We start from the raw sequence: 18,046 nt of genomic DNA on the forward strand, positions 1-18,046 counted from the left end.
AAATTTTAAAAAGGTGCAACAATCTGCCCGGCTGCCGCGTATCCATAAAGGAAGACTGACCGAATTTGGTCGCACCCGCAGCCGAAAAATGGAAAAATGGAACGGCAAATGTTAAAATCTTGCGAAAGTATCTAAAGAATCGCAAAAGAATCCCACCCCGCTCTTGCAAGGCGGGGGCTTGCGTGTATAATAAAAATGTTGAAGTGTAGCCTTTCCCGCAGGGAAAGCAGCTGTCCTGCTTTGCGGCAAGGCAGAGAAACGGTAGGAGAAAATGGAAAAATTCAGTGTCAAAAAGCCGTTTACGGTGCTGGTTGCAGTGGTCATGATCCTGATTCTGGGCTTTGTGGCGGTCACAAAGATGGATACGAACTTGCTGCCCAACGTGAACACACCGTATCTGATGGTGGTCACCGTGTATCCCGGCGCAAGCCCGGAGCGCGTGGAGAGCGAGGTCTCGGATGTGCTGCAGAACTCGCTCACAGTGCCGGGCGTGTCCAAGATCACCGCAACATCGGCAGAAAACTACAGCCTGCTGCTGATGGAGTTTGCCGAGGATACGGATATGAACAGCGCGCTGGTCAAGGTGTCCAACAAGCTGGATCAGGCCAAAAGCGACCTGCCCAGCACCTGTCTGACCCCCTCCATCATTGAGTACAGCCTGAACATGAACGCTTTCATGACGGTGGCTGTCAGCCGCGAAGGTGCCGACCAGTACGAGCTTTCTGAGTTTATCCAGAACACCCTTGTGCCGGAAGTGCAGCGCAAGGGCGGTGTGTCCAGCGTTTCGTCCAGCGGTCTGGTGGAAAAGCTGGTGCAGGTGCAGCTCAATCAGGATAAGATCGACGGGATCAACGCAAAGCTGCTGGAACTGATCGATACCCAGCTGGCTGCAGCCCGCTCCCAGCTGGAAAGCGCCGAGGCGCAGATCACTGCCGGACGCAAGGAATACGAAAAGCAGCTGAAAAACTTTGGCAATACGGTGTCCAACTCGGTCATGAGCCAGATGAGCACCGAGGTGGGTGCCGCAGTGGAAACGGTGCGCGCGCAGGCGCAGGCTCTTCTGGAGAGCGTGAACAGCCTGATCGCTGTGGTCAAGGAGCCTGAGATCCAGCAGGCCCTGATCGAAGTGCGCGACGGTCTGCAGAAGGTCATGGACAAGTTCAACGAGACCGGTATGCGAGATATCGACTCTCTGATCGATATTGTGGCTGAGCTGCGCACCATTACCGATAAGCTCACTACCGCCCTGCAGAAGCTGCAGGAGCGCGTGAACACCGAGACCGGCTCCGAAGGCAGCACCGCAGAGGATCTTGCCAATGAGATGCAGCTGCAGGAAAGCCTGAATGTGGTCTATAACACGCTGGAAAGCACTATCAAGGCCATGGACAATGTGCCCCAGCTGATGACCGAGTTCTCCGGCGCACTGGGCAGCTTCTCCCAGCAGCAGCTCAACGCCTATATGCAGTTCACCGAAGCGCGTGAAATGCTGAACGAGTACGAAAAGCAGCTGGAGGCCGCCAAGGCAGAGTACGAGACGGCCAAGACCAACGCTCTGGCACAGGCCGATGTGACAAAGCAGCTGGACATTGAAACGCTGGCGCAGCTCATCTATGCCCAGAACTTCTCCATGCCGGCCGGTTACGTGCAGGATAAGGACGGCGAGTCCTGGCTGCTGAAAGTCGGCGAAGAGTACGACAGTGTGAAGGATATCAGCGGTGCCCTGCTGCTGCATGTGGAGGGCTACGGCGACGTGCGCCTTTCTGATGTGGCGGATGTGGAGGTCATTGATAACTCCGCCGACAGCTACACCCGCCTGAACGGCGAAAAGGCATCCATCCTCAAAATCTATAAGAATGCGACTTCCAGCGCAGGCGAGGTCTCCGACAACTGCCTGACCGCATTTAAAGAGCTGGAAAAACAATACGACGGCCTGCACATGGTGGTGCTGTCCAATCAGGGCAACTACATCACCATCGTCATCAACAGCATCCTCACCAGCATGGTGGTGGGCGCTGCACTGGCCATCATCGTGCTGGCCATCTTCCTGAAGGATATCAAGCCCACCCTCGTGGTCGGCATCAGCATCCCGCTTTCCGTTCTGTTCGCGGTGGTGCTCATGTACTTTACCGGGCTGGACCTGAACGTGATGACCCTGGCCGGCCTTTCCCTCGGCATTGGTATGCTGGTGGATAACTCGGTGGTCGTCATTGAGAACGTCTACCGTCTGCGCAGCCGCGGCGTGCCTGCGGCCCGCGCTGCCGTGCAGGGCACAAAACAGGTGGGCATGTCGGTGGTGGCCTCCACCCTTACCTCGGTGTGCGTGTTCCTGCCGGTGGTGTTCTCGGCCAGCATTGTGCGCAGCCTGATGATGCCCATGTCCCTGTGCATCGGTTACTGCCTGATGGCCTCCCTCATCGTGGCGCTCACGGTGGTCCCGGCGGCATCCTCTACTGTGCTGAAAAAAGCTGAACCCAAGCGCCTTGCCTGGTTTGAAAAGGTGCAGGAAAAGTATGCCCATAGTTTGGAATGGTGCCTGCAGCACCGTGCCCTGCCCCTGATCGCGGCGGTGGTGCTGCTGGTGTTCAGCGGCTGGCAGGTGCTGAACATGGGCGTGGAGCTGCTGCCCAGCATCACCAGCAACGAGGCGCAGATCACCCTGTCCACCGCTGACGGCCTGACCAAGGAGGAATCCTATGCCATTGCGGGTCAGGTGGCACAGGCGGCCCTGAATGTGGAAAATGTGGAAGAGGTGGGCATCACCCTCGACACCAGCATGGCCGGTCTGGATATCAGCCAGCTGGGCCTGCCCACTGCCATCACTGATATCCTGAACTCCGCCAATGCCTACGGCAGATACAAGATCAACGTCATGATGAGCGAGAGCCTTTCCTCCCGTGAGGTGGAAAAGACCCGGCAGGCCATGGAGGATGCAGTGTCCCAGATCGAGAACTGCACCGCTGAGGTCAAGCTGTACGGCATGACCGATGATCTGACCAGCCAGCTGGCCACCGGCCTGTCGGTCAAGGTCTACGGCAAGGATCCGGAAACGCTGACCACCGTTTCCGAGAAGGTAATGGAGATCGTCAACGATACCGAGGGCTTTGCCAATGCGGACAACGGCCTTGGCAGCGGCGATGCCACCATCATCCTGAAGGTGGACCGCGACAAGGTGCGCGCCTACGGCCTGACCGTTGCGCAGGTGTACCAGCAGATCGCGGCAAAGCTCACCACCACCGCCACGGCCCAGACCCCCGTCACGGTGAACGGCACCACCATGGAGGTGAAGATCACCAATAATCTGGACCCCGTCACCAAGGAAAACATGATGGAGCTTACCTTTGAGACCACCGAAATGTCGGCAGACGGCACAGTGACCAATGGTACCTGCACCTTGAACGATATCGCCAGCTGGACCACCGGCACCGCACCGGATGCCATTACCAGCGAGAACCAGACCGAGTATGTCACTGTGACGGCGGATACGCTGGATGGCTACAACACCATGGTGCAGTCCCGCGTGCTGCAGAAGAAGCTGGACGAGTACGCAGCCAGCGGCGAAATGCCGGAGAGCTGCAGCGTCACGCTGGGCGGCGAGACCGAGAGCACCGACTACATGGTGAACGAAATGGTGCAGTGGATGGCTCTGGCCCTGCCCTTTGTATATCTGGTCATGGTGGCACAGTTCCAGAGCCTGCTGTCCCCCTTCATCGTGCTGTTCACGGTGCCGCTGGCCTTTACCGGCGGCCTGCTGGGCCTGCTGATCACCGGCCAGCAGCTCACCATGATCTCCTTGATGGGCTTCATCGTGCTGATGGGCACGGTTGTCAACAACGGCATCGTGTTCGTGGACTATGCAAACCAGCTGCGCATTGGCGGCATGGAGCGCCGCGCTGCGCTGGTGGCTACCGGCAAGACCCGTATGCGCCCCATCCTCATGACCACCCTGACCACCGTGCTGGCCATGCTGCAGCTGGTGTTCAGCGGCGATATGGCAAGCCAGCTGATGAGCGGCATGGCCATCGTCATCATCTGCGGCCTGAGCTACGCCACCCTGATGACCCTGTATATCGTTCCGGTGCTGTACGATATCCTGTTCAAGAAGCCGCCGCTCAACGTGGATGTTGGCAGCGACGATGATCTGGACGACATCCCGGACGATGCAGCCGAGTTCATTGCGGCGCAGAAGTCTGCGGGCACGGCACGGCCGGAAGCCTGACGATTCAGAAGGCCCTCCACGTCTTGCTGGGCATCTTCGGCGGAAGGATCATTTTAGAACAGAGCAATGCCGGGCGGTCTGCGGACCGCCCGGCATTATGTTTTCACGGAAAGGGTCGTAACGGGAAACGGCAGCTGCTGCTGTCGGCTTATCGCCGTCGCGCAGCGACTCAAAATCGGCGTAACACAAAAAATCATTTAGCGGAGCGGCTTGGATTTTTTTGTGTTACATGCCTCGCCACCTGAATAATTTCAACAAAAAATAGCTGGAAAAATTGGATGCAAATTCTAAAATCGGTTCCCCACAAAGATATAAAACTGTGATATAATCATAAATAAGATAGAATACAGTGGAAGTCTGCCTGACTGTATGTCCGAGTAAAATCTGAGGAGGCGAATGCCCAATGGCACAGATCCGCTCCAAGCCCTTCGGTGTGACCAAACAGGGCGCAAATGTTACAGAGTACATCCTTTCCAATCCCGGCGGCCTGACGGTGAGCGTTCTGGACTACGGATGCATCATTAAAAACATCATCGTTCCGGCCAAGAACGGCCCGGTGGATGTCGTGCTGGGCCACGACACCATGGCAGATTATGAGGATGACTTCACGTCCTCCAGCAGCACCTGCTGCGGCGCGTTCGTAGGCCGCTATGCCAACCGCATCGAGAATGCCACCTTCAGCGTGGGCGGCAAGACCTACCAGCTGGAAGCCAACAACGGCCCCAACCATCTGCACGGTTGCTTTTCGCGCAAGCTGTACCGGGTAAAATCCTTTGGCGATACCCTGCTCATGGAGGCTGAAAGCCCAGACGGCGAGGACGGCTTCCCCGGCAGCCTGAAGCTGGCGGTGCGCTATACCCTCACCGAGGACAATGCCTTCCGCATGGATTACCGCGTCTCTTCGGATGCGGATACCATCGTGAACCTCACGAACCACAGCTACTTCAACCTGAACGGTGAGGGCGATATTCTGGGCCAGAAGCTGCGCATCTATGCCTCCAACTATCTGGAAGGCAACAATCAGACCTGCCCCACCGGTGCCATTCTGCCGGTGGCAAACACCCCCATGGATTTTACCGAGGGAAAGCTCATTGGCCGGGATATCGATACCGGCTTTGCCCAGACCACCATGGTGGGCGGTGGCTACGACCACTGCTTTGTGATCGACCGCGCCCGCGGCTCCAGCCAGAGCATCTGCGCATGGGTCACCAGTGAAAAGACCGGCATCAGCATGAAACTGTACACCACCCAGCCGGGCATCCAGTTGTACACCGGCAACTTTTTGCAGGACTGCCCCACCCCCGGCAAGGGCGGCGTGCCCATGCAGAAGTACGGCGGCTTTGCGCTGGAGACCCAGCACTACCCCTGCAGCCCTTCCCACCCGGAGTTCCCCACCACGGTGCTGCGGGCAGGCAAGGTGTTCCGCGCCACCACCACCCTGCGCTTCTTCACCGGCAAGCAGTGCGGAAAATTGTAAAAAATGATGTACCACACAAAAACGCCTGCTCCGGCAGGCGTTTTTTGCGTGGCAGGAGGAAAACTCCCCCAGTCGCCTACGGCGACAACCCTCTCCGAGGGAGCTGGCAAAGCCGTCAGGCTTTGACGGAGGGAGTTTTCGCGTCATTTCTATGTTTTGCACAAACCGTGCCTTTTATCCATGACAAAATGACAAAAAACGTTTTCAAATCAAAACCTCAAAAACAAAGATGCAACAAAAATTCATCTAAATAAAAGACACATCCCTTGATTCTGAGCCATAAAAGCGGTATTCTTTAGGCAAGGCCGGGGAATGCCGGCATCAACTGTAATGTAAATGAGCGAGAGAGGTACTAGGCTATGGCAATTTTGGTTTCCGGCGGCGCCGGTTATATCGGCAGCCACACCTGCATCGAACTGCTGAACGCTGGCTACGACGTTGTTGTGGCAGATAACTATTATAATGCATCTCCGGTGGTGCTGGACCGCATCAAGCAGATCACCGGCAAGGACTTCCGCTTTTACAAGGCAGATATGACCAAGCACGAGGATGTGGAGCACATCTTCTCTGAGTGCCCGGACATTACTGCTGTGATCCAGTTCGCAGCCTACAAGGCAGTGGGCGAGAGTGTTTCCAAGCCCATTGAATACTATTACAACAACCTCAACTGCACGCTGGTCATTCTGGACGTGATGCGCCATCACAACTGCCACAACTTCGTGTTCAGCTCTTCCGCAACCGTCTATGGCGACCCCGCCAGCGTGCCCATCACCGAGGACTTCCCCACCGGTGCCACCACCAACCCCTACGGCACGACTAAGGTGTTCACCGAGCGCATCCTGCAGGATGTGTGCAAGGCAGACCCCAGCCTGAACGTGGCCCTGCTGCGCTACTTCAACCCCATTGGTGCGCACAAGTCCGGCCTCATCGGCGAGGACCCCAACGGCATCCCCAATAACCTCATGCCCTATATCGCCAAGGTGGCCGTAGGCAAGCTGGAAAAGGTGCATGTCTTTGGCAACGACTATCCCACCCCGGACGGCACCGGCGTGCGCGACTACATCCACGTGGTGGATCTGGCCCGCGGCCATGTGTGCGCCATCAAGAAGCTGGAAACGAACTGCGGCCTGTTCATCTGCAATCTGGGCACTGGCAAGGGCTACAGCGTGCTGGATGTGATCCACGCATTCTCCAAGGCATGCGGTAAGGAGATCCCCTATGTGATCGACCCGCGCCGCCCCGGCGACATTGCCGAGTGCTATGCAGACCCCACCAAGGCAAAGAACGAGCTTGGCTGGGTGGCGGAATACGGCATCGAGGAAATGTGTGCCGACAGCTGGAACTGGCAGAAGAACAACCCCGATGGCTACCACACTGTGAAGTAAACGCATAAGCTTTCAAAGCCGTGCATTCTCTGAAAAGAGGGGGCACGGCTTTTTTGTGTGCAAACTCCCTCCGTCAAAACCTGACGGTTTTGCCAGATTCCCCTTTTTGTCATCTGCGGTGACATCTTCCCCCGGCCGGGGGAAGTCGTCCTCGGAGAGGGAGCCTCTGGCGTGCCTGCAAGCTTTGCGTTTTAGCTGCAAACTTTCCCGCTATGCCAAAGGCCCCATCCCAGAGGGGGCTGTCTGCGCAGCAGACTGGGGGAGTTAAACCTTCACCATTTTATCTATTGACAACCGCGCAAAGTTAGCCTATATTACTATTGTTAACACAAACTAACACACTTTGACAGTGGATAAAATGAGAAGGTCGATCTTATGACATTAAAAGAATTGCAGATCGGAAAAAGCGCTGTTGTGGATACCGTCGGCGGCAGCGGCGCACTGCGCCAGCATTTTCTGGATATGGGTCTGATCCCGGGGGCGGAGGTCACGCTGGTCAAGCTGGCACCCATGGGCGACCCCATGGAGCTGCGCATCCATGGCTACGAGCTGACCCTCCGGCTGGACGATGCCGCGCAGATCGGCATCACCCCCACCGAAAAGGCCCCGGCAATGTCGGCGGCTCCGGCAGATGATAGAATGGTGGATCACCCCGGCCTTGGCGAGGGCGGAAAATACCACATCAAAAAGGGGGAGAATCCCCTGCCCGAGGATAGGACCCTCACCTTTGCGCTGGCTGGCAACCAGAACTGCGGTAAGACCACCCTGTTCAACCAGCTCACCGGTTCCAACCAGCATGTGGGCAATTTCCCGGGCGTGACGGTGGACCGCAAGAGCGGTGCCATCAAGGGCCACCCGGAGACCGAGGTCACCGACCTGCCGGGCATCTACTCCATGTCCCCCTATTCCAGCGAGGAGATCGTCACCCGGCAGTTCATCATCGGCGAAAAGCCCACCGGCATCATCAACATCGTGGATGCCACCAACATCGAGCGCAACCTCTACCTGACCATGCAGCTCATGGAGCTGGACATCCCCATGGTGCTGGCACTGAACATGATGGACGAGGTGCGCGGCAACGGCGGCACGGTGCGCATCAACAAGATGGAGGCCATGCTGGGCATCCCGGTCATTCCCATCTCCGCCGCCAAGAATGAGGGCGTGGATGAGCTGGTAGACCACGCCCTTCATGTGGCAAAGTATCAGGAGCGGCCCGGTCGCATGGATTTCTGCAGTGAGGACGACCACGGCGGCGCCGTACACCGCTGCATCCACGGCATCATCCACCTGATCGAGGACCACGCTAAGGCGGCGGGCATTCCGGTGCGGTTTGCCGCCACCAAGCTGGTGGAGGGCGACCAGCGCATTGAGGAAGCCCTGAAGCTGGATCAGAATGAAAAAGAGATGATCGAGCATATCATCGTGCAGATGGAGCAGGAGCGCGGGCTGGACCGCGCCGCCGCCATTGCGGATATGCGGTTCTCCTTTATTCAGGAGCTGGTGGCCAAGACGGTGGTCAAGCCCCACGAAAGCAAAGAGCAGCTGCGCTCTAACCGCATCGACAAATTCCTCACCGGCAAGTACACCGCCATCCCGGCCTTTATCGCCATCATGGGTCTGGTGTTCTTCCTCACCTTCAATGTCATCGGCCTGTTCTTCCAGAACCTGATGGAAACGGGCATCGACGCGTTGACCGGCATCGTGGACACGGCGCTTACCAACTGGAACGTCAATGCGGCGGTGCACTCCCTGCTCATCGACGGCATCTTTACCGGCGTGGGCAGCGTGCTGAGCTTTCTGCCCATCATCGTGGTGCTGTTCTTCTTCCTCTCCATGCTGGAGGATACCGGTTACATGGCCCGCGTGGCCTTTGTGATGGATAAGCTGCTGCGCCGCATCGGCCTTTCGGGCCGCAGCATCGTGCCCATGCTCATCGGCTTTGGCTGCACGGTGCCCGGCGTCATGGCAAGCCGCACCCTGCCCTCGGAGCGGGACCGCAAAATGACCATCCTGCTCACCCCGTTCATGAGCTGCTCGGCAAAGCTGCCCATCTACAGCCTGTTTGCGGCGGCGTTCTTCCCGCAGTATGCGGGCCTTGTGATGGTGCTGCTGTACTTTACCGGCATCGCGGTGGGCGTGCTGGCGGCACTGCTGCTCAAGAGCACGGTGTTCAAGGGCGAGGCGGTGCCCTTTGTCATGGAGCTGCCCAACTACCGCCTGCCCGGCCTGAAAAACGTGGCACAGCTGCTGTGGGAAAAGGCCCGGGACTTTTTGCAGAAGGCCTTCACGGTGATCTTTGCGGCCACCATCGTCATCTGGTTTTTGCAGAACTTTGACCTGCAGCTGCGGTTGACCGCCGACCCGCAGGCCAGCATCCTTGCCCGCATTGCGGGCGACATCGCCCCGCTGTTCGGGCCTTTGGGCTTTGCGGACTGGCGCATATCCACCGCCCTCATCACCGGCTTCATGGCAAAGGAGAGCGTGGTGTCCTCGCTGCTCATCCTCTTTGGCTCCGAAGCTGCGCTGTCGGCGGCCCTCACCCCGGCGCAGGCGGCTCCCCTGCTGGTGTTCTGCCTGCTGTACACCCCCTGCATCGCGGCAGTGGCATCGGTCAAGCGGGAGCTGGGCAACAAGTGGGCGGTCATCATGGTGGTGAATCAGTGCGCCGTGGCATGGCTGTGCGCTTTGCTGGTGCGTCTGGCGGCTGTGGTGCTGTTCTGAAATATTCGTTTGGTTTTGAGGTCCTGAAAAGCCTGCGGGCTTTTCAGGACCTCTTTTTCTCTTGACATCTCTCCTCTTCTGCACTATAATACTTCAAAAATGAATCATTCAAAGATGAAAGGACGGACCTGCTGTGAACCCGAACGTAGAATTTGCGATCAAGACCTCGCAGGCGTACAATGCCGTCTGTAAGCCGCTGTGTCAGGAGCTGAAGCTGCCGCAGACGGCATTTGACATTTTGATGTTTCTTGCCAACAACCCGGACTATAAAACGGCCCGGGATATCGTGGAGGTGCGCCATATCAAGGCGAACCTCGTCTCCATGAATGTGGATAAGCTGGTGCAGGAAGGGTATCTGGAACGGTACGCTGTGGTCGGCGACCGCCGCAAAACGAAGCTTCTCTGCACCGGCAAGGCAGACCCGATCATCCGCCGGGGCCGTGCCGTGCAGAACGCCTTTTTCAAGCGCCTGCTGGATCATGTGGAGCCGGCCGATCAGGAGGTCTTTTTCCGGACCATGGAGCTGATCGGGAAAAATCTGGACGAAATTATAAAGGAGAACGCATAAAATGAACGTGTTGTTTACGGTTCTTGTCACCTTTTTTGCCGGCATGGGGGCCGGCCTTGGCACCGGCTTTGCCGGTATGAGTGCGGCTGCAGTTATCAGCCCCATGCTCATCACCTTCCTGCACATGGACCCCTATATGGCGGTGGGCATCGCCCTTTCTTCGGATGTGCTGGCCAGCGCCGTTTCGGCCTATACCTACCACAAAAACAAGAACCTGGATATCAAAAACGGCCTGATCATGATGGCCAGCGTGCTGGTGTTCACGGTGGTGGGCAGCTGGGTGGCCAGCAGAATGCCCGCTGCCACCATGGGCGGCTTCTCGGTGTTCATGACCTTCCTGCTGGGCATCAAGTTCATTGTGCGCCCGGTCATGACGACCAAGGAAGCTATGCAGGGTGTCAGCGCCAAAAAGCGTGCCATCCAGTCCATCGTGTGCGGTGTGCTCATCGGCTTCATCTGCGGCTTCATCGGCGCAGGCGGCGGCATGATGATGCTGCTCATCCTCACCAGTGTGCTGGGCTACGAGCTGAAGACCGCCGTGGGCACCAGCGTGTTCATTATGACCTTCACCGCTCTGACCGGTGCTGTCTCCCACTTCATGATCGGCGGTGCGCCCAATTGGTTCGTCTGGGCGCTGTGCGTGGCGTTCACCCTGCTGTGGGCGCGCATTGCCGCTGTGTTTGCCAATAAGGCAGACCCCAAGACCCTGAACCGTGCCACCGGTATTGTGCTGGTGGTGCTGGGCGTGGTCATTATGGGCTTCAACCTTCTGAGCTGATATCCCCTGCCCTTCAAATAAAAAAAGAAAGCCCGTGCAGCCGGAAACTGCACGGGCTTTCTCTGTATCAGAACTTACTTTTCTTCAATGGTGGAGTGCTCGATCACCCAGTCGGCAGCCTTGCGGATGCCCTCGTTGCGGCGCATGGCGGGAATATCGGATTTTTCCTTGATCTCTTCCAGCGTCTTTTTGGCGCGCTCTGCACGAGCGGCCAGAGCCTTATCGATATCTTCCTCGGTGGGCACCAGATTTTCCTGCTGCGCGATCTGCAGCAGAGCCATGTGCACACGGGCGGTTTTCTCGGCAGAAGAGCGCACCTTGGCGGTAAAGCTCTCGCGGGTCTCGTGGATCTGGCTCAGGTAGCGATCCAGGCTCAGGCGCTGCATCTGCAGCTGCTGCTGGATCTGCTCCATCTGCTGCTGGTAGGTGGTCTCCACCAGCACACTGGGCAGTTCGCCCTCAGAAACATCGGCCAGCTGGGTCAGGATCTGATCCTTGGCACGGTTCAGCGCACCGGCGTGCTTGCCGTCGTGCAGCTGCTGCTTGACCTGTGCACGCAGCTCGTCCATGGTGTCCAGATTGGCAACCTTCTTGGCAAAGTCGCTGTTCAGAGCAGGGATCTGGCGCACACATACGTCGATCAGCTTGATCTTGAACACGACGGGTTTACCGGCCAGATCCTTTGCGTGGTAACGGTTCGGGAAGGTGACGAAGATCTCGAATTCCTCGCCTGCCTTGTGGCCCAGAATGCCCTCTTCAAAGCCGGGGATCATGCGGCCGCTGCCCAGCTGGACGGCCTGGTTCTTTGCGGTGCCGCCCTGGAAGGGCTTGCCCTCCAGCAGACCTTCGTAATCGATATGTACGATGTTGCCCTTTACGGCCGGACCCTTGTGCGGCACCAGCTCAGCGGCAGCAGCGCGGCGGCGCTCCAGCACATTGTCGATCTCCTTGTCGGTCACTTCCGGAGTGACGCACTCGGCGGTAAAGCCGGTGGTCTTGGTCAGGTTCAGTTCAGGCTGCAGAGCAACCGTGGCAGTGGCCACAAAGCCCTCGTCCTTTTTCACGCTCACAAGATCGTACACAGGATTGTCAACAGCCACAAAGCCGTGCTCTGCCATGGCGGCATCATACAGCGCGGGCACGTCCTTGTCCATCAGATCGTTGATGGCATCGTACCAGAAGGTGTGCTCGCCGCGGTCAGCCTCGATCTGTGCGCGGTCCGCTTCGCCCTTCTTGAAGCCGCGGATCGTATAGGAGGCGCGGGTGCGTTCGTAAACGGCGTTGGATGCAGCTTCCAGCTCTTCGGGGCTGGCGCTGAAGGTCATTTTGCAGACACTCTTTTCGGGAGTTTCCACGCTTACCAGTTTCATAGGATCTACCCTCCGTGGTGTCTCGCTGCAGAGAAAACCAGGCGGCGCAGCCTCCACGCGGTGCTGCCCGTAAAGCTCCTGTACCCCTGCACGGACACAGATTAAAAACATATAGTAAGGCTATTATAGCACAAGAACGACAAAAACGATACAAGAAAAATCATAAAAAATGCTGCTTTTTGAAAAAGACAAAAATATTTGCAAAAAACGGTTGACAAAACCCAGTCTGAGTGATAGAATACATCATGTTCCGAACGGAACGTATGCGTTGGTAGCTCAGCTGGATAGAGTGACTGACTACGAATCAGTAGGCCGGGGGTTCGAGTCCCTTCCATCGCACCAGAAAATGCCGTGAAATCGAAAGATTTCATGGCTTTTTTGTTTTGTAAGCCATGGCTGCACGGTTTCTGCACGGTTTTTGCACGGTCGGTGTTTTCCATGTCCGATTATGTAGGGCGCTGTATTGCATTGCAATCAGTGCCCTTTTTTGCATCAGGTGAGCAGTGCCAGGCGCAGCTTTGCCTTCATTTCCGGGTCGGCATCCTTCAGCAATTCCAAAAGAGCCGTCATGGAGATGGTGGGTTCGCCTGCGGCGGGTACAGCCTGCGGGCTGGAGGTGTCGGGCTTGGCATAGAAGCCGCTTTCAAACTTCTTGCCCAGCTCCACACGGGAGGACTGCTGGATATGAGCGTAGGTGTTCACCAGCATATCCGCACTGGCGTGTCCTGTGGTCCCCTGCACCGCCTTGATGTCACCGCCGGAGATCATCAGCTGATAGGTGGCACTGGAATGCCGCAGCCCATGAAAGACGATACGGGGGAACTCCGGGTGCGCGTCCTGCCATTTCAGGAACTTTTTGCGGATGAGCACCGGCTCCACCGCCAGACCGTTGGGGAGCCGCAGCAGCATCCCGCTGCTGCGGTACCGCTCCGGGTCGAGGGCTTCTTCCCGCTTCAGCCGTTCCAGCCACTGCTTCAGTTCCTCCCGCAGGGCAGCGGTCATAAAGATGGTGCGGCAGGAGGCTTCGGTCTTGGTGTCTTTCAGGATGAGGGAGGTCTTGCTGCCCTCCAGCTTGTCCGGGAAGATGCGGAGGATGCAGCCCTTGTCCACCTGTGCCAGCGTGTCCTTCTGCACCCGCTGCATGGAACGGTTGACGGTGAAGGTGCCCATGCCGTTGGCAGCATCAAAGTCGATGTCCTCCGGGGTCAGACCTGCCACCTCCCCTTCCCGCAGCGCACCCACCAGCGTCAGGTGCACCGCCAGATGCAGGATGGGGTCCTCCATGCTGTCCAGCGCTGCCCGCATCTCCTCCACCTCCCAGATACTGCGCTCTTGAGTGGTCTTTTTTGGCGCTTCCACCGGGACGGGACTTTTGATAAGGATGCCCCACTCCACTGCCAGCAGAAAGGAATTGTGCAGCAGTTGGTGGACCTCATGGAGGGTAGTGCCGGAGAGGGTGCGCTTTTGCTGCTTGGGCGAGAGGTCTCGCCGCTTGCCGCCCACATACTGTCCGCAGGGGGTCTTGCTCAGGGTGTCGTACAGGGCTTCGATGTGGTAGGGCCGCAGCTTCTGCATCTGCATCTCCCCGATATAAGGGATGATGAGGTTCTGAATGAGCGCCAGATTGGACTGGTAGGTCTTGGGTGCCCACTTGTGCTTGCTGCACTGCTTGGGTAGCCAGTCCATGAGGAACTCTGCCACCGTCACCGTGGACGGGATCAGGAAATTGCCGGTCGCCAGCTCATGCTCGATCTGCTTCTGGCGTTTCACCGCCTCCTCTTTGGTGGGAAAGCTCTCCCATTTGTCGCAGCTCTTGCCGTGCTCGTCCTGATAGGTGTAGCGGACGCTGTAAGAACTGCCGCGTTTCGTGATATATGCCATAGATTTGCCTCCTTATCAAGCTGCCCGGTAGAGCCACGCATCGAAGCTGTCTTTCGGGATGCGGATGCTTCCGCCTGCCCGCAGGACACGGAATTCGGTGGTACTGTTGCACAGGTTGTAGGCGGCACGCTGGCTGATGGCCAGCATCTGTGCGACCTCCTTCACCGTGTACACCAGCTTTGTGGTCTCAGGGCTGTTGGTCGGAGACTTGACGGCATTGGTTCGAGTGACCACCTCCATTGTAGCCGGATCCGAGTCCGACTGCAAGAATTTTTTCGTATAATCTTCAAATTTCACAGATGCGTTCTTCTCAAAATTCATATCCATATGCTTTTCTCCTTATACTTCATGACGCACCACAGGCTCCTGCGTGCGGTTTTCGTAGAATCGAATGACCTCCGGCGGGATGCTGTCCAGCGTTTTCAGGGCGGCTTCATAGTCCTGTCGCAGCTTGGCATCCTCCAGACGCTTCAAGACGCTCCCTTCCTTCGCTTTGTCCAGCGAGGCAGAGAGCGTCCTGTTTTTCTCTTTCAGCTTTTCATTTTCGACGGCGGTCTTGGTGAAGGCTACGTTGTACTTTCGCAGATGGTCCTTCATCCGTGCCACGTTGGGGATATAGCTGTCCAGCACCTTGCTGATCTCCGCCGCACGGCTCTTGCCGTTGAAGGGGGTAATGCCCACCAACAGGGCATCCAACTGCTCCTTCTGCTTGGTCAACTGGGTCATCTCCTTGAAGATGCGGGGCGGGATGTGCTCTCGCCCGGTCTGGCTGGCGCTTTCGCCCCGTTCCAGCTCCGGGTACTGCTTGACCATGTGCTGCCAGAACTCGTCCTGCCACCTCACAAGGTTCTTGCGGTTGCCAATAATCTCTTTCGCGCTCAGCCGTCCGTCAGCAGTCAGGGGCACGAAGCAGAGGTGCAGGTGGGGCGTTTTCTCGTCCATGTGGACAACAGCCGAGATAAAAGTTTGGGCGTTCTGCTTGCTTTTCAGAAACTCTAAGGCATACTCGAAATACGCCTTGATCTCCCGGTTGGTCTTATCCTTGAAAAACTCCGGGCTGGCGGTGACAAGAGCCTCCACCACCCGTACGCTGTCCTTGCGGACACGGCAGTGGGCGGCGGCTATCATGCGGTCGGCTTCTTCCCGGTACCTGCCCTGCGGCTGCACCAGATGGAGGTTGTAGCGGCTCCGGTTCGTGTCGATATCCGGGTTGCTGGCGTACTGCTCCTTGGTGCGCTCGTTGTGGGCTTCGATGGGGCTGATGGCAGGCCCCTTGTACTTTTTGAATCGCAGGATTCCGTATTGGGCTTTCATAGACCACGCTCCTTCTTGGGGTGTACAAAAAATCTGTACGGACTTCAAATAACCTGTACGGTTCGTACGGCGTACGGAAATCTGAAATATAAACGATAATTCGCTTAATTTGTTTCGACTCGTCGTACAGGTACGTACAAGTACAGACCGTACAGGTTGTACGAACTTCTTCCGTGAAAAAATGCACTTTTTACGGGCAGGGGTGGACAAGCGGCTCAATGCCCACGAAACCCCGCACCCTGCGGCCACCGGGCAGATAGATGTTGTTGGTGGCTTCAAGGTTATAGCGGCGGTCATTCTGGCGCAGTTCTGCGCTGAAACGGATCGCCGATACGCTGTGACAGGCGTTATCTTCGCACCACAGTTTGTAGATTTCATAGAAATCTTTGGAACTGATGGAGTAGTCTGCCTTAAAGCGGAAGTAGCCCTCAGATTCCATGAAGTCGATGACATTGTTGCTGCTGCGCTTGATGGTGTCCACGTTGGCAGCAGCTTTGGGGCTGACCGTGAAGCGGAAATCGTTCTGCACCAGCCGGTGCAGCCCTTCCAGACACCAGAGCAGGATGCCTTCCAACTCGGCGCACATCTTCTCCACAAGGAAGGGGTCATCCATGCGGTCGGTGGGCTTGTCCTTGGTGGTCAGGATGAGCTGGCGGCGAAAGAAGCCATCCGAATGGTCGTATAGCGAGGTCAGCGCACCGTTGCCAAAGCAGAGGAACCGGGCGTAGATGTCCCGCTGGTAGCTCTGGACACCCTTGCGCTCCAAGTCCAGCTTGGCTTCGGCGGTCACGATGGTCTTGATATAATTCGTTTTGGGCAGGGCGTTCATGTCCATGTCATCATCGATCATCAGCAGGCGGCGTTCCAGATCGGCGCGGGCAAAGCGATTGTTCTCCACTTTCTGGACGCTGCCATTGCTGGCGGCATCTCCCATGAGCCGTTTCAGTACCAGCCCGATGCGGGACTTGCCCTCGCCGCCCTTGCCGACAATGAGCATCATCTTCTGCCCCTTGGTGCTGGGGACCAGGCAGTAGCCCAGATATTCCTGTAAGGTGGGGATGTCGGCATCGTCCAGCAGCTCGTGCAAAAAGGTCAGCCAGCGGTCAGGGCTGGGTGCTTTTGGGTCGTACTTCACAGGTAGGCGGTTCTGGCAGAACAGGCGGCTCTCCTGAAAAGAGCCGTCTGGCAGATGGTACACGCCGTTCTGGAGGTGGATGCAGTCCTGTTCGATGGGGAACGGGTCGGAAAAAGCCAGCAGCTTGATGGTCTCCAGAATGTTGGTGACCTTTTTGGACAGGCCGGAGGTGACATATTCCTCGATGTTCTCCAAGATGCGCTGCTTGATCTCGCTCTCGTCCTCCACCGGACCGTCCAGCGTGTACAGCGTACCGTTGACGCATTTCAGCGGCCACTGTTCCAGAAAGGCACGGCCAAACTGGACTTCGTCGATCTTTTTGCCGTTGTACCAGTCCGGCCATAAGGGGTTGCGGGAAATGTTTTTCTTCATAGAGTGGTTCTCCTTTAGAAAAGTGAAGTGGTGGGTCTCACGGTGAGACCCACCACTTCGGGTGAATAAACTATTAGGCGCACTTTGCCAGAGCAAGGCGGTCGGTGCGCTCCTCCAGCATCAGCAGGTACGACCCGGACAGCAGCCGTGCAGCGGCATCGGCTTTCTGCTGGGGTGTCCCAAATGCAACGCAGTCCGTCAGGTGCTCGATGGTCTCGGTCATGTGGAGGGCTTCTTCAAACCGTGGGTCATGCGATTCCTCCGGGGTGGCAGGCTTGTAGCGCTCTCGCCAGTTGTGCAGCAGGTCAAGATAATCGGTCAGCACCCGCAGGCAGTAGGCGATGTCTGCCCACTGCTCGTCTGTCAGGCCACGCTTGGGCGGCAGCAGGGCGATGGCATTGGCGGGCGGCTTGTCCGGGTCAAGCCCGAAGTCACTTGCGAGCTTCTCGGCGGCTTGCCGGGGGTTCAGGTCGAACAGTTTGGCGGTGAGGTCGATGGCATCTCCGTTGGCTCCACAGCCAAAGCAATAATAATAGTTGTCGTTCAGCTTCATGCTGGGGTCGCTGTCGGAATGGAACGGACAGCACACCATGCCATGGCGGTCGGGTTCCATGCCGTACATCTCTCCCACCTGCCGAACGGTGATGGCGGACTTGATCTTTTGATATAAACTCAAAATCTCTCCTTTGGTCAAAGGCTCTGGCACGGATCGTTTTGATCCCTGCCACGTTCAAAGTCACCGGTGTTCCTAAGTGGGAATCTCGGTGAAGCCGGTCTCCCTTGCTGCCTCCCGACAGGAAATCTTTTTGGACTCTGTGTCGGCCCCATG

Annotated in this window: 12 protein-coding genes and 1 tRNA gene; 7 read left to right on the forward strand and 6 right to left on the reverse strand. The window is 57.3% G+C overall.

The features are described 5' to 3' along the window. The first annotated feature begins 271 nt into the window (after positions 1-271). The 6 genes from MTP41_RS08225 to MTP41_RS08250 all read left to right on the forward strand — a co-directional run bounded on the left by MTP41_RS08225 (position 272) and on the right by MTP41_RS08250 (position 11,145). Positions 272-4,216, forward strand: coding sequence for an efflux RND transporter permease subunit (locus tag MTP41_RS08225; protein WP_249235296.1), 3,945 nt, complete (start codon positions 272-274; stop codon positions 4,214-4,216). Between the two features lie 403 nt (positions 4,217-4,619). Further along, on the forward strand, positions 4,620-5,693 hold the full coding sequence (locus tag MTP41_RS08230) for an aldose epimerase family protein (protein WP_120020787.1): 1,074 nt from the start codon (positions 4,620-4,622) through the stop codon (positions 5,691-5,693). Positions 5,694-6,052: 359 nt separating this feature from the next. After that, on the forward strand, positions 6,053-7,078 hold the full coding sequence (gene galE, locus MTP41_RS08235) for a UDP-glucose 4-epimerase GalE (RefSeq protein WP_005937424.1): 1,026 nt from the start codon (positions 6,053-6,055) through the stop codon (positions 7,076-7,078). Between the two features lie 375 nt (positions 7,079-7,453). Then, positions 7,454-9,799 carry a ferrous iron transport protein B gene (feoB, locus tag MTP41_RS08240; protein WP_249235297.1) on the forward strand — a complete coding sequence of 782 codons (2,346 nt, stop codon included), beginning with the start codon at positions 7,454-7,456 and terminating at the stop codon, positions 9,797-9,799. A gap of 133 nt (positions 9,800-9,932) precedes the next feature. Then, positions 9,933-10,367: a MarR family winged helix-turn-helix transcriptional regulator gene (locus MTP41_RS08245; RefSeq protein ID WP_249235298.1), complete on the forward strand. Its 435-nt coding sequence runs from the start codon at positions 9,933-9,935 to the stop codon at positions 10,365-10,367. 1 nt (position 10,368) lies between these two features. Further along, entirely contained in the window at positions 10,369-11,145 is a 777-nt protein-coding gene (locus tag MTP41_RS08250) for a sulfite exporter TauE/SafE family protein (RefSeq protein ID WP_249235299.1), read from the forward strand. 74 nt (positions 11,146-11,219) lie between these two features. On the opposite strand, the gene tig is transcribed toward MTP41_RS08250, so the two are convergent. Next, positions 11,220-12,515 (reverse strand): trigger factor, encoded by a 1,296-nt coding sequence (tig, locus tag MTP41_RS08255; RefSeq protein ID WP_249235300.1) that lies wholly within the window; start codon positions 12,513-12,515, stop codon positions 11,220-11,222. A gap of 265 nt (positions 12,516-12,780) precedes the next feature. Between tig and MTP41_RS08260 the strand changes: the two genes are divergently transcribed. Continuing rightward, positions 12,781-12,857: transfer RNA gene (locus tag MTP41_RS08260), tRNA-Arg, on the forward strand. 150 nt (positions 12,858-13,007) lie between these two features. Here the strand turns inward: MTP41_RS08260 and MTP41_RS08265 are convergent. From MTP41_RS08265 to MTP41_RS08285, 5 genes are all read right to left on the reverse strand, one after another. Further along, positions 13,008-14,396, reverse strand: coding sequence for a site-specific integrase (locus MTP41_RS08265; protein ID WP_249235301.1), 1,389 nt, complete (start codon positions 14,394-14,396; stop codon positions 13,008-13,010). A gap of 15 nt (positions 14,397-14,411) precedes the next feature. After that, complete coding sequence (locus tag MTP41_RS08270) at positions 14,412-14,723, reverse strand: helix-turn-helix domain-containing protein (RefSeq protein WP_249235302.1); 312 nt, start codon at positions 14,721-14,723, stop codon at positions 14,412-14,414. 12 nt (positions 14,724-14,735) lie between these two features. Beyond that, positions 14,736-15,710, reverse strand: coding sequence for a MobV family relaxase (gene mobV / locus MTP41_RS08275; RefSeq protein WP_249235303.1), 975 nt, complete (start codon positions 15,708-15,710; stop codon positions 14,736-14,738). A 190-nt stretch (positions 15,711-15,900) separates the two neighbouring features. Then, the gene (locus MTP41_RS08280) at positions 15,901-17,217 is read right to left on the reverse strand and encodes a DNA primase family protein (RefSeq protein ID WP_249235304.1); all 1,317 of its coding nucleotides are present in this window, start codon (positions 17,215-17,217) and stop codon (positions 15,901-15,903) included. Between the two features lie 73 nt (positions 17,218-17,290). Next, complete coding sequence (locus MTP41_RS08285; RefSeq protein WP_249235305.1) at positions 17,291-17,893, reverse strand: CHC2 zinc finger domain-containing protein; 603 nt, start codon at positions 17,891-17,893, stop codon at positions 17,291-17,293. Positions 17,894-18,046: the final 153 nt, after the last annotated feature.

The sequence above is a fragment of the Faecalibacterium sp. I4-3-84 genome (genome assembly GCF_023347255.1).
GTDB classification, from domain to species: domain Bacteria; phylum Bacillota; class Clostridia; order Oscillospirales; family Ruminococcaceae; genus Faecalibacterium; species Faecalibacterium taiwanense.

Bases quoted from the DNA above. Each gene is read 5' to 3' on its own strand.
- MTP41_RS08280 (WP_249235304.1), bottom strand. From the start codon at position 17,217: ATGAAGAAAAACATTTCCCGCAACCCCTTATGGCCGGACTGGTACAAC.
- feoB (WP_249235297.1), top strand. From the start codon at position 7,454: ATGACATTAAAAGAATTGCAGATCGGAAAAAGCGCTGTTGTGGATACC.
- MTP41_RS08270 (WP_249235302.1), bottom strand. From the start codon at position 14,723: ATGGATATGAATTTTGAGAAGAACGCATCTGTGAAATTTGAAGATTAT.
- MTP41_RS08250 (WP_249235299.1), top strand. From the start codon at position 10,369: ATGAACGTGTTGTTTACGGTTCTTGTCACCTTTTTTGCCGGCATGGGG.
- MTP41_RS08230 (WP_120020787.1), top strand. From the start codon at position 4,620: ATGGCACAGATCCGCTCCAAGCCCTTCGGTGTGACCAAACAGGGCGCA.
- galE (WP_005937424.1), top strand. From the start codon at position 6,053: ATGGCAATTTTGGTTTCCGGCGGCGCCGGTTATATCGGCAGCCACACC.
- tig (WP_249235300.1), bottom strand. From the start codon at position 12,515: ATGAAACTGGTAAGCGTGGAAACTCCCGAAAAGAGTGTCTGCAAAATG.
- MTP41_RS08225 (WP_249235296.1), top strand. From the start codon at position 272: ATGGAAAAATTCAGTGTCAAAAAGCCGTTTACGGTGCTGGTTGCAGTG.
- MTP41_RS08265 (WP_249235301.1), bottom strand. From the start codon at position 14,396: ATGGCATATATCACGAAACGCGGCAGTTCTTACAGCGTCCGCTACACC.
- mobV (WP_249235303.1), bottom strand. From the start codon at position 15,710: ATGAAAGCCCAATACGGAATCCTGCGATTCAAAAAGTACAAGGGGCCT.